11 protein-coding genes and 1 pseudogene are annotated in these 11,624 nt (G+C 31.3%); 5 read left to right on the top strand and 7 right to left on the bottom strand.

The genetic code is table 11. The annotated features are described in order from the left end of the window. Nucleotides 1-25: 25 nt before the first annotated feature. The 6 genes and pseudogenes from Q0662_RS08240 to Q0662_RS08265 all read right to left on the bottom strand — a co-directional run bounded on the left by Q0662_RS08240 (nt 26) and on the right by Q0662_RS08265 (nt 7,493). Entirely contained in the window at nt 26-934 is a 909-nt protein-coding gene (locus tag Q0662_RS08240) for a septum formation inhibitor Maf (RefSeq protein ID WP_298948681.1), read from the bottom strand. A 125-nt stretch (nt 935-1,059) separates the two neighbouring features. Then, nucleotides 1,060-2,856 carry an acyl-CoA dehydrogenase family protein gene (locus tag Q0662_RS08245; protein ID WP_298948683.1) on the bottom strand — a complete coding sequence of 599 codons (1,797 nt, stop codon included), beginning with the start codon at nt 2,854-2,856 and terminating at the stop codon, nt 1,060-1,062. A 49-nt stretch (nt 2,857-2,905) separates the two neighbouring features. Next, nucleotides 2,906-3,267: pseudogene (locus Q0662_RS08250) on the bottom strand (four helix bundle protein). Nucleotides 3,268-3,305: 38 nt separating this feature from the next. Continuing rightward, the gene (locus tag Q0662_RS08255; protein ID WP_298948687.1) at nt 3,306-4,496 is read right to left on the bottom strand and encodes an acetyl-CoA C-acyltransferase; all 1,191 of its coding nucleotides are present in this window, start codon (nt 4,494-4,496) and stop codon (nt 3,306-3,308) included. A gap of 121 nt (nt 4,497-4,617) precedes the next feature. After that, nucleotides 4,618-7,023: a 3-hydroxyacyl-CoA dehydrogenase/enoyl-CoA hydratase family protein gene (locus Q0662_RS08260; protein WP_298948689.1), complete on the bottom strand. Its 2,406-nt coding sequence runs from the start codon at nt 7,021-7,023 to the stop codon at nt 4,618-4,620. A gap of 11 nt (nt 7,024-7,034) precedes the next feature. Beyond that, on the bottom strand, nt 7,035-7,493 hold the full coding sequence (locus Q0662_RS08265) for a MarR family winged helix-turn-helix transcriptional regulator (protein WP_298948691.1): 459 nt from the start codon (nt 7,491-7,493) through the stop codon (nt 7,035-7,037). 414 nt (nt 7,494-7,907) lie between these two features. Between Q0662_RS08265 and Q0662_RS08270 the strand changes: the two genes are divergently transcribed. The 5 genes from Q0662_RS08270 (at nt 7,908) to Q0662_RS08290 (ending at nt 11,417) form a co-directional block, all read left to right on the top strand. Beyond that, a complete protein-coding gene (locus tag Q0662_RS08270; RefSeq protein ID WP_298948693.1) occupies nt 7,908-8,780 on the top strand; it encodes a mechanosensitive ion channel domain-containing protein in 873 nt (290 codons plus the stop codon). A 21-nt stretch (nt 8,781-8,801) separates the two neighbouring features. Continuing rightward, the gene (locus Q0662_RS08275) at nt 8,802-9,965 is read left to right on the top strand and encodes a sigma-54 dependent transcriptional regulator (protein ID WP_298948694.1); all 1,164 of its coding nucleotides are present in this window, start codon (nt 8,802-8,804) and stop codon (nt 9,963-9,965) included. A gap of 139 nt (nt 9,966-10,104) precedes the next feature. Next, nucleotides 10,105-10,746, top strand: coding sequence for a peroxiredoxin (locus Q0662_RS08280; protein ID WP_298948696.1), 642 nt, complete (start codon nt 10,105-10,107; stop codon nt 10,744-10,746). 76 nt (nt 10,747-10,822) lie between these two features. Continuing rightward, nucleotides 10,823-11,131 (top strand): co-chaperone YbbN, encoded by a 309-nt coding sequence (locus Q0662_RS08285; RefSeq protein ID WP_298948698.1) that lies wholly within the window; start codon nt 10,823-10,825, stop codon nt 11,129-11,131. A gap of 28 nt (nt 11,132-11,159) precedes the next feature. Further along, nucleotides 11,160-11,417 (top strand): hypothetical protein, encoded by a 258-nt coding sequence (locus tag Q0662_RS08290; RefSeq protein WP_298948699.1) that lies wholly within the window; start codon nt 11,160-11,162, stop codon nt 11,415-11,417. Nucleotides 11,418-11,444: 27 nt separating this feature from the next. On the opposite strand, the gene Q0662_RS08295 is transcribed toward Q0662_RS08290, so the two are convergent. Continuing rightward, nucleotides 11,445-11,612 (bottom strand): hypothetical protein, encoded by a 168-nt coding sequence (locus tag Q0662_RS08295; protein WP_298948701.1) that lies wholly within the window; start codon nt 11,610-11,612, stop codon nt 11,445-11,447. Nucleotides 11,613-11,624 lie beyond the last annotated feature (12 nt).

An 11,624-nucleotide genomic window follows, 5' to 3' on the forward strand; every position in this document is an offset into this window, starting at 1 on the left:
CTGAACCATTGTAAATTTTATAAAATTATAACCTCAATTCTTTTCTTTCTTTAGTATCTGTTGCACCATTTTTAGTCCAATAAGCAGATTTTATGGTATTTATTTTTTCTGCTTTAGTAGTCAAAGTCTTTCCTCTATTGGTTGTTATTTCTTCCCAACTTTCAATTGTATATGGAAAATCTTTAGTCAATTTAATAGTCAGTTTTCTTTTTAATGTTGGATAATACACAGAAAAATTTATAAATTCTCCTTTTTCGATTAAATTAACTTCAGCATCATACGCTTTTATTTTTTGATGGTTTAGAGCCAGATATTCAAAAGAAGGAATTACTTTATACTTCCCTTTTGCAATGCTTTTTGGGTTTATTCTTAATTGATTCCAAAGTTCGTTTTCTAATGCATTTTTTTCTAATGAAACTTTTCTATCTGCATTACTTTCAAAATAAGAAAAGAAATCAATTTTAAATTTTTCTCTATTGTTTAATTGCATAAAAGTATTACCACACCATTCTTGTGATGAAAATGAAATTTTAATCGTTTTTTTATTGATATCAATAGGAGTAAAGATGCTTGTCATTAACGAATAAGGATAAATACCTGTCGTAAATTTTTTAGTACTATTCAGTTTTAAAACAGGAACATTTTTTTTGTTTTGATTATCTGCTTTTACTTGTTTTTCTGGTAAAAAATCTTCGGTTACAAAAATATTTACAGCAGTACCTTGATGGAGTTCTCCATACCTGTTTTGAGTAAGTTTGTAAGAAGTAATTTCTGCTTTACCTGCATACCAATATTCACTAAACTTAGGATGTTTTTTAGTGGGTTTAAGTTTTTGGTTTGTATTTGTAACCGTTTTTTTGCCATCAACAAGAGAACAAAATATAAATAATAAACTGGTAATTATTTGGATGGCTTTTTTCATAGTAGTTTTCATTTTAACTTTATTTTATTACGAATTTACATAATTATATAAAAAAAGACCCTCAATTAAGAGGGGCTTTTTTAAACAAACAACTAATTCTTAAAAACGTATTTTTAAGAAGTTTTTACATATTTTTATTAAAAGCAATATTTGTTTTCTGCTTTTACTTTTTCTGCAATTTCGTTACGTAAATCTACAATATCTGGATAGTTAGCATATTTAGTAAAACGCTTTAAGCCCATTAATAACATGCGTTGCTCATCACCTTCAGCAAAAGAAATAATACTTTCTTTACCTTTTTCTTCAATTTTATCTACTGCATGATATAAGTATAATTTAGACATTGCAATTTGTATAGATTGAGAATCCTCTCCAAAACGTTTCGCGTTTTTCTCTGTTCTTAAAATTGCAGATTCTGCCATATAAATTTCTATTAAAATATCTGCAGCTGCAATTAATAATTGTTGGTGTTGTTCTAATTCTGTTCCAAATTTTTGAATTGCAGACCCAGCAACCATTAAAAATGTTTTCTTTAATTTTGCAATTATTTCTTTTTCTTCTGCAAACAATTCAGAATAATCTGGTGTATCAAAAGATGGTATGCCCATTAGTTCATCTGCAACAGCAGTTGCAGGACCTAATAAATCTACATGACCTTTCATTGCTTTTTTAACCAACATTCCTACGCAAAGCATTCTATTAATTTCGTTTGTGCCTTCATAAATACGTGCAATTCTTGCATCTCTCCAAGCAGCTTCCATGGGTGTTTCTTCAGAAAAGCCCATACCACCAAAAATCTGAATTCCTTCGTCTGCACAATTTTGTACATCTTCTGAAACAGCTACTTTTAAAATAGAGCATTCTATGGCATATTCTTCTACACCTTTTAATTCTGCTTCTTGATGGCTATTACCAGCTTCTACTCTTAAAGCAATTCTATCTTCGATATCTTTTGATGCTCTATAAGTTGCAGACTCACCAACATATGTATTGGTTGCCATTTCTGCTAACTTTACTTTAATTGCGCCAAAATCTGCAATAGGGGTTTTAAATTGTTTACGCTCGTTAGCATAATTAACAGCATGAGAAACAATTCTTCTTTGTGAGTCTAAGCAAGCCCCTGCTAATTTTATACGTCCTACATTTAAGGCGTTCATGGCAATTTTAAAACCTTCTCCACGACCTGCTAACATGTTTTCTGCAGGTACAATCGTATCGTTAAAAAATACTTGTCTTGTAGAGGATGCTCTAATACCTAATTTGTGTTCTTCTTCACCTAATGTAATTCCGTTAGGGTTGTTTTTATCATATTCTACAATAAAACCAGTAATATTTTTATCATTTTCTATTCTTGCAAAAACAATCATTAATCGACAAAAACCTGCATTAGAAATCCACATTTTTTGTCCATTAATCTTATACGATTTTCCATCAGCAGAAAGTTCTGCAGTTGTTTTCCCAGAATTTGCATCAGATCCTGCACCAGGTTCTGTTAAACAATAAGCTCCAAACCACTCTCCAGTAGCTAATTTGGGTACATATTTTTGTTTTTGTTCTTCTGTGCCATACAAGGTAATTGGCATTGTTCCAATTCCTGTATGCGCACCAAAAGCGGTACTAAAAGAGCCAGTTCCACTAGAAATATAATCACAAGTTAATAATGTAGAAACAAAGCCCATACCTAAACCATCGTATTGTTCTGGTACAGCAACACCTAAAAAACCTAACTCACCAGCTTTACGCATTACTTCTTCAGTGAGAGCATAATCTTTTGCTTCAAACCTATTTTTATGGGGAATAATTTCTCTGTCATTAAATTCCGTTACAGCTTCTTTCATCATTTGTTGCTCCTCAGTAAAATCTTCTGGAGTAAATACATTTTCGCAGTTAGTTTCTTTTACTAAAAACTGTCCACCTCTTAATAGTTCTGCCATTTTTATTTTTTTTTTAGATTTTAGAAAAAAGAAAATAGAAAAAAGACCTTTATTGTAGGCTATTTTGAAAGCCCATTGTCATTCTTTGAAATTCTTCTATTTTGTCTTCTATTTTTTTAATTCTTCGTTATTAATATATTTTCTATAATTTGCAACTAATAATTGTGTGCCTAATTCAAAAGAAGAGCCAAGAGAAATATCAAGGTAATATTTAAAAGATTTGTCAGTTCTAGAAGAACCTTCAGCAATATTACTTGGCATTGACACAGAACATCTACTTATTTGTGAACTTAAATCATACCTTTCGTGCTTAGGAAAATTTAATAAAATATCTGAAATATCATTTGTTATCTCTAATCCGAGTTTCCAAATCTTCAAATTTTTATAATTATGTCTTTGTTTAGCGCACATTTTCTTTCTTCTTTTCTCTTTTTTCTATATTCTTTTAATTAAGAGAGAAACTCAAATATACCTGCTGCACCTTGTCCAGTTCCTACACACATTGTTACCATTCCGTATTTATTTTTCATAGTGCGTTTGCGCATTTCATCAAATAATTGCACAGATAGTTTTGCACCTGTACAACCTAAAGGATGTCCTAATGCAATTGCCCCACCATTTACATTTACAATGTCTTGATTTAAATCTAATTTACGCATAACAGCTAAAGATTGTGATGCAAAAGCTTCATTTAATTCTATTAACTCAATATCTTTTTGTTGCAAACCAGCCTGTTTTAAAGCTTTTGGAATTGCAGCTACAGGACCAATACCCATAATTCTAGGTTCTACACCAGCAGCAGCATAATTTACAACTCTTGCAATAGGTTCTATATTTAATTCTTTTACCATTTCTTCGCTCATCACCATTACAAAAGCAGCGCCATCACTCATTTGTGATGAATTTCCTGCAGTTACACTTCCATTAGCAGCAAAAACAGGTCTTAATTTATTTAAAACAGCTGTAGATGTTCCAGCTCTTGGGCCTTCATCTTTTGTAACTGTATATTTTTTAATTGTTTTTTTGCCATTTTCATCTAAGTAAGTTTGTTCTACTTCAATAGGAACAATTTGATCTTGAAAACGGTTTTCTGCCTGTGCTTTTAAGGCTTTCATGTGAGAATTATAGGCAAATTCATCTTGGTCTTCTCTAGAAACTTTAAATTGATTAGCAACTGCTTCTGCAGTATTTCCCATTCCCCAGTAATAATCTGCATGGCCGTCTTTAATGGTGTCGTAGTTTAATTCTGGTTTAAAACCTGTCATTGGCACAGAGCTCATGCTTTCTGCACCACCTGCAATGATACAACTTGCCATTCCTGCATTAATTTTAGCAGCGGCCATGGCAATTGTTTCCAACCCAGAAGAACAAAAACGGTTTACAGTTACTCCAGGAACATCCACAGAATTTAATCCTATTAAAGAAATAAAACGAGCCATATTTAATCCTTGAGAACCTTCTGGCATTGCGTTTCCAACAATTACATCATCTATACGTTTTACGTCTAAATTGGGTAATTCTTTCATCATATGTTGAATGGTTTCTGCCCCCAACTCATCTGCACGTTTAAAGCGAAAAACACCTTTTGGAGCTTTACCAACTGCAGTTCTGTATGCTTTTACTATGTATGCTGTTTTCATAATATTATTCCTATCCCTAACCCTTTCCAAAGGAAAGGGAACTTTTGTGGGCATATTTTAGTTAATAAATTATTTTTTTCATTCACTTTTCCTTCCCCTTTGTGGAAGATCGATGGGGATTTTAGTTTCTTAACGGTTTACCAGTTTTTAACATATGCTGAATACGTTCTAAGGTTTTACGTTCTGTACATAATGATAAAAATGCTTCTCTTTCAATGTCTAATAAATACTGTTCAGAAACCAGTGTAGGTTCAGACAAATCGCCACCAGCCATTACGTATGCTAATTTATTGGCTATTTTTTGGTCGTGTTCTGAAATGTATTTAGAATGTTCCATAGAATCTGTACCAACTAAGAACATGCCTAAGGCTTGTTTACCTAATACTTTTACATCTTTACGTTTTACAGGTTGTGTATACCCACTTTCTGCCATTAATTTTGCGTGTGCTTTTGCGGTTGCAATTTGTCTGTCTTTATTAATAACAATTGCATCTTTTCCTTTTTGCAATAATCCCAAATCGAACGCTTCGTAACCAGAGGTAGATACTTTTGCCATCCCAATAGTTAAAAAGTTTTCTTGTAATATATTTAGCTCAACATCGCCTTTATTAAAAGAATCTGATGCTCTTAATGCCATTTCTTTAGAGCCACCACCGCCAGGAATTACACCAACGCCAAATTCTACTAGACCCATATAGGTTTCTGCTGCCGCAACTACTTTATCTGCGTGTAAAGAAATTTCGCAACCACCACCTAAAGCCATTCCATGAGGAGCAGAAATTGTTGGTATTGATGAATAACGCATACGCATCATTGTGTCTTGGAAATATTTAATGGCATAATTTAACTCATCATATTCCTGCTCTACTGCCATCATAAAAATCATACCAATATTGGCACCAACAGAAAAGTTTGTTGCTTGGTTACCAACAACCAATCCTTGAAAATCTTTTTCTGCCAAATCAATTCCTTTATTGATTCCTGCTAAAACATCACCGCCAATCGTATTCATTTTAGATTGGAATTCTACATTTAAAATTCCATCTCCTATGTCTTCTATAACTACTCCAGAATTTTTAAAAACCTCGTTCGATTTTCTAATATTATCTAAGATGATAAAACCATCTTGACCTGGTTTTTTTGTTTGAGATTTCGAAGGAATATCATAATAATAAGTAGCACCTTCTTTTACAGAATAGAAAGATTTTGAACCACTTGCTAACATTTCTGTTACCCAAGTTGCAGGTTTTGCACCTTCTGCTTTCATTAATTCAATACCTCTTTCTACACCCACAGCATCCCAAATTTCAAATGGCCCATTTTCCCACCCAAAACCAGCTTTCATGGCATCATCAATTTTATATAATTCATCAGAAATTTCTGGAATTCTATTTTGCACATAGGCAAACATTGCTGCAAAATTCTTTCTGTAGAATTCGCCAGCTTTGTCTTTACCACCTACTAGAATTTTAAAACGGTCGATGGGTTTGTCTATGGTTTTTGTTAGTTCTAATGTGGCAAATTTTGCACGTTTTTTAGAACGATATTTCATCGTATCTAAATCTAAAGTTAGAATTTCACTTTTACCAGCATCATTTTTAATTTTTTTGTAAAAGCCTTGTCTTGTTTTGCTACCTAACCATTTATTTTCCATCATTGTATTGATGAAATCTGGCAGTTTAAACAATTCATGTGCTTCATCATCTGGACAGTTTTCATAAATACCATTAGCAACGTGTACCAATGTATCTAAACCAACCACGTCTACAGTTCTAAAAGTTGCAGATTTTGGACGACCAATAACTGGCCCCGTTAATTTATCTACTTCTTCAACAGTTAAACCTAATTCTTTTACTTGATGGAAAAGAGATTGAATTCCAAAAATTCCAATTCTATTTCCAATAAAAGCAGGCGTGTCTTTAGCTAAAACCGATGTTTTTCCTAAAAACTTTTCACCATACATCATTAAGAAATCTGTAACCTCTTGTTTACAACCTGGTCCAGGTACTACTTCAAAAAGTTTTAAATATCTTGGAGGATTAAAAAAGTGTGTTACAGCAAAGTGTTTCTGAAAATCTTCACTTCTTCCTTCATTCATAAATTGAATAGGAATACCAGAGGTGTTAGAAGAAATAATAGTACCAGGAGTTCTGTATTTTTCTAATTTTTCAAAAACTGTTTTTTTGATGTCTAGCCTTTCCACCACCACTTCTATAATCCAATCTGCATCTGCAACTTTTGCAATATCGTCTTCTAAATTACCAGTGCTAATTCTGTTTGCAAATTTTTGATTGTAAATTGGTGATGGTTTGGATTTTAGGGAAGCTGTTAGCGCGTCATTTACCAGACGATTTCTTACAACTTTGTCTTCTAAGGTGAGTCCTTTTGCTTTTTCCTTGTCGCTTAATTCTCTTGGAATAATATCCAACAGTAGAACTTCTACGCCAATATTTGCAAAATGACAGGCAATCCCACTTCCCATAATTCCAGAACCAATAATTGCTACTTTTTTAATTCTTCTAGTCATTTGTTTATTTTTTAAACCGCTTTTTTATTAAGATCAGTAAAAATTTTTTTTCCTGAAATTAAGTTATTAATAGTGGATGTTACATTAAAAAAACCTTCTAGATCTTTTTCTGAAACATTATTAATAATTGTTTCGTTAAACTGAATTACGTGGCCTTTAGAAATCTTTCGCATTTCTCTACCATAATCTGTTAATTTTATAATGACACTTCTACCATCTTCTGGATTTTTTTCTCTAGAAATAGCTCCTTTATCTTCCATGTTTTTTAGAATTCTAGAAAGACTTGTGGGCTCCATACCCATTAAAGGTCCTAAAGATGTAGAAGGTGTGCCTTTTTCTTTATCTATATTTAGTAATACAAAAGCAGTAGCCATTGTACTGTTATGTGCCAAAGCCTGCTCATTATACATCTTAGCAACAGCTTGCCATGTTGCTCTTAATTGATGATCTATAGTTTTATCTTTATTCATTCCATCAAATATATAAAAATTTATTATGCATGCATAATAAATTGCAAAAAAGTTATGCATGCATAGTAAATTTAACAAAATTTTTAATCTTTTAAGTCTCTATAAAATTGTTTCAAGTACATATAAATATGTAAGTTTGTATAGTTTGCTTAGATCAACTATCTCAAAAAATAAAAATGAGTAACTTATAAGAAATAAATAATGTTAAAAAAAGTATGGAGATTTTGCAGCGTTAAAAGACGTTTTTATTCATATATTTAAAGAAAGTGTTTACGGACTATTAATTTCGATATTTTTTTTAGCAACTTTTGTGTTTATGGTTTGGTTGGTAGCAAAAAAAAATAGAGTTGGTATTTAAACTATGTTAAAAGACTAACATCCAAAGATTTATACAAACGGTTAAAAGACTCATACATGCAAGATAAAATGAACTATGTTAAAGATACTATTGTAGAAGAAGCAAACGCTGTTTTAGATTATACTTTTACTTTTACAAAAGAGATTAGTATTTCTGTAAAAGGGCTGCTTCTTATTGCTATTGCTTTAATTTTAACCTCTGTAATTCTAAAATTTGTTAGAAAATTTCTAACAAAAAAATTACCTGTAAACGATAAGCAAAAATTTGTAACCGTTTTTAGCTACATAAGGTGGTTTGTGTTTTTAGTTATTTTTTTAATAGGTATGCACACCTCTGGTGTTAATGTTACTGCAGTTTTTGCAGCATCAGCCGCATTACTAATTGGTGTTGGTTTGGCATTACAAACCTTATTTCAAGATATTATTTCTGGAATTTTTATTTTGGTAGATCAATCTGTGCATGTAGGAGATATTATTGAGTTAGAAGGAAAAGTAGGTAGGGTTTTAGATATTAGACTAAGAACCACAAGAGCGGTTACTATAGATAACAAGGTTTTGGTAATTCCAAACCACTTATATCTTACAAATATTTTGTTTAATTGGACAGAGAATGGCACAGAAACAAGAGAAGTTGTAAATGTGGGTGTTGCCTATGGAAGTGATGTCGCTTTGGTGAAAAAATTATTAATAGAAGTCGCAAAAAAACACGATAAAATTTTAAAAATATCAGAACCAATTGTTTTGTTTACAGATTTTGCAGACAGTTCTTTAAATTTTACCTTGGTTTTTTCGTTAAATAACAGTTTTGAAGCAAGATTTGTGCAAAGCGATTTACGTTTTGAAATAGATAAAGTATTTAGAGAAAATGGAATTACAATCCCTTTTCCACAAAGAGATGTGCATTTCTTTAATAAAGGGTCAAAAGCTTAAAAACACATTTAAATATAAAAAATGAGTAAGATTTTAATTATTGAAGACGAAGCAGCTATTAGAAGGGTGCTTATAAAAATTATATCAGAAGAAAACGATACCTATAAAGTAGAAGAAGCAGAAGATGGTTTGTTGGGTATAGAAATGATAAAAAACAACGATTACGATTTGGTTTTATGTGATATTAAAATGCCAAAAATGGATGGTGTTGAGGTGTTAGAAAAGACAAAAAAAATAAAGCCAGAAACACCTATTGTAATGATTTCTGGTCATGGAGATTTAGATACAGCTGTAAACACAATGCGTTTAGGAGCTTTTGATTATATTTCTAAGCCACCAGATTTAAATAGATTGTTAAACACCGTTAGAAATGCCTTAGAAAAGAAAACATTAGTTGTAGAAAATAAAAGGTTAAAGAAAAAAGTTAGCAAAAATTATGAGATGATTGGCGAAAGTAATGACATTACTCATATTAAAGAAATTATAGAAAAAGTTGCTGTTACAGATGCTAGAGTATTAATTACAGGACCCAATGGAACAGGTAAAGAGTTAGTAGCACATTGGTTACACGAAAAATCAGAAAGAGTAAAAGCTCCAATGATAGAGGTAAATTGTGCTGCAATTCCCTCAGAATTAATAGAAAGCGAACTTTTTGGACACGTAAAAGGATCTTTTACAGGCGCAAACAAAGACAGGGCAGGAAAATTTGAAGCTGCAAATGGAGGAACAATTTTTTTAGACGAAATAGGAGACATGAGTCTTTCTGCACAAGCAAAAGTATTACGTGCTTTGCAAGAAAACAAAATATCTAGAGTAGGGTCAGATAAAGACATTAAAGTAAATGTTAGGGTAGTAGCTGCCACTAATAAAAATATAAAAGAAGAAATAGCAAAAGGTCGTTTTAGAGAAGATTTATATCACAGATTAGCTGTAATTTTAATAAAAGTTCCAGCATTAAATGATAGAAGAGAAGACATCCCATTATTGGTAGATTTCTTCACCAAAAAAATATCAGATGCACAAGGTACACCTAAAAAAGAGTTCTCTAAAGAAGCAATTAAACTCTTACAAGAGTATGATTGGACTGGAAATATTAGAGAATTAAGAAATGTAATAGAGCGTTTAATTATTTTGGGCGAAAAAAAAGTTTCTGAAAAGGATGTGAAATTATTTGCTAGTAAATAGGATAAATCTATTTTAATTACACCTCGTTATAATTTATTCTTATAGTAAGATAAGAACATTCCATTCCTATTTTTTACATTTTCTATTATCATTTTTATCTTTGTGAAAGAAAATAAATATTAATTTAAAAATAAATAAAATGGCAACAGCAGTTGGTAAAAAATTCCCAAATTTAAATGTAGACGCAATGAATGAAATGGGAGATACATTTAAATTAAATGTATTAGAAGAAGCAATAAACAATAAAAAGAAAGTTTTATTATTCTGGTATCCAAAAGACTTCACATTTGTTTGTCCAACAGAATTACACGCTTTTCAAGCTGCATTAGAGGAATTCGAAAAAAGAAATACCATCGTTATTGGTGCTTCTTGTGACACTCCAGAAGTTCACTTTGCATGGTTAAGTACTTCTAAAGATAATGGAGGTATCGAAGGCGTTACCTATCCAATTTTAGCAGATAGCAACAGAAACTTATCTTCTATATTAGGCATTTTAGATATCACAAACGAAACTTTTGATGAGGCTACACAAACTGTACAAGTAGAAGGAGATAACGTTACCTATAGAGCTACTTATTTAATTGATGAAGAAGGTACTGTTTTTCATGAAGGAATTAACCACATGCCAGTGGGTAGAAATGTAAGCGAATTTTTACGTTTAATTGATGCTTACTCTCATGTACAATCTCATGGAGAGGTATGTCCAGCAAACTGGGAAGAAGGTAAAGAAGCAATGTCTCCTGATGCAAAAGGAACAGCAGCTTATTTGTCAAAAAACTAATAATATAAAAAGATATAAATCGTGTTTGGTTTTGTGAAAAATGAAACACGATTTTTTTCTCTAAAAAATAAAAGTTATGGTACAAGAATTAACAGAAGACAATTTACAAGCAATTATAGCCGAAAACACAAAAGTTGTGGTACAATATTCTGCCACTTGGTGTGGTAATTGTAGAATAATGAAACCTAAATTTAAAAAATTATCTACAGAATTAGAAGATTTAAAATTTGTAATTGTAGATGCAGAAAAATTTCCAGAAAGTAGAAAGTTAGCAGATGTAAGTAATTTACCAACATTTGCAACTTTTGTAGACGGAGCAAAGAAAAATCAAACACAAACAAACAAGTTTGATGTTTTGAAAGATTTAGTAAGCGAAATACAATAAATTTTTTTAAGAAGCTAAAAACATAGTTATGAAATTACCTGTTATTAAACATCTTACTAATTTTATAGAAGAAAACGATCAAGATTACATTTTAGAGACAATCGAAACGCTAGAAGCTTTAACAGAAGTACCTTCTTTAAAAGATGAAGAGTTAGATGTTATTGGAGAGTTGATTTCTAATATGTATGGTGCAATTGAAGTTGATAAAATGGTAAAAGATGGCACCTCAAAAAAAGAAGCATTAAATACGTTTATGAAACGTGTTTTGGGTTCTATAGATCAATAATTTATAGCCATATAAATAAACTAAATCTCAAGTGTTTGCTTGAGATTTTTTTTGCTCGTTGGCTTTTTTTACAATAGCTTTTAAGCGTGCTTTGTGCAGTTGTTTTTCTTTCTTAATTTTATCGTTTTTACGAGCCATTAATTTAGCATGTTTTGCTTTATTAACCGTGTTTTTTTCTTTTCCTTTTTTGGGCATCTCATAAAAAAA

It is taken from the genome of uncultured Polaribacter sp. (genome assembly GCF_947503855.1).
Taxonomy (GTDB): domain Bacteria; phylum Bacteroidota; class Bacteroidia; order Flavobacteriales; family Flavobacteriaceae; genus Polaribacter.

Excerpts from the sequence above, each read along its gene's own strand:
- Q0662_RS08285 (WP_298948698.1), top strand. The coding sequence starts at position 10,823 with ATGGTACAAGAATTAACAGAAGACAATTTACAAGCAATTATAGCCGAA.
- Q0662_RS08260 (WP_298948689.1), bottom strand. The coding sequence starts at position 7,023 with ATGACTAGAAGAATTAAAAAAGTAGCAATTATTGGTTCTGGAATTATG.
- Q0662_RS08280 (WP_298948696.1), top strand. The coding sequence starts at position 10,105 with ATGGCAACAGCAGTTGGTAAAAAATTCCCAAATTTAAATGTAGACGCA.
- Q0662_RS08295 (WP_298948701.1), bottom strand. The coding sequence starts at position 11,612 with ATGCCCAAAAAAGGAAAAGAAAAAAACACGGTTAATAAAGCAAAACAT.
- Q0662_RS08245 (WP_298948683.1), bottom strand. The coding sequence starts at position 2,856 with ATGGCAGAACTATTAAGAGGTGGACAGTTTTTAGTAAAAGAAACTAAC.
- Q0662_RS08290 (WP_298948699.1), top strand. The coding sequence starts at position 11,160 with ATGAAATTACCTGTTATTAAACATCTTACTAATTTTATAGAAGAAAAC.
- Q0662_RS08255 (WP_298948687.1), bottom strand. The coding sequence starts at position 4,496 with ATGAAAACAGCATACATAGTAAAAGCATACAGAACTGCAGTTGGTAAA.
- Q0662_RS08240 (WP_298948681.1), bottom strand. The coding sequence starts at position 934 with ATGAAAACTACTATGAAAAAAGCCATCCAAATAATTACCAGTTTATTA.
- Q0662_RS08275 (WP_298948694.1), top strand. The coding sequence starts at position 8,802 with ATGAGTAAGATTTTAATTATTGAAGACGAAGCAGCTATTAGAAGGGTG.
- Q0662_RS08270 (WP_298948693.1), top strand. The coding sequence starts at position 7,908 with ATGCAAGATAAAATGAACTATGTTAAAGATACTATTGTAGAAGAAGCA.
- Q0662_RS08265 (WP_298948691.1), bottom strand. The coding sequence starts at position 7,493 with ATGAATAAAGATAAAACTATAGATCATCAATTAAGAGCAACATGGCAA.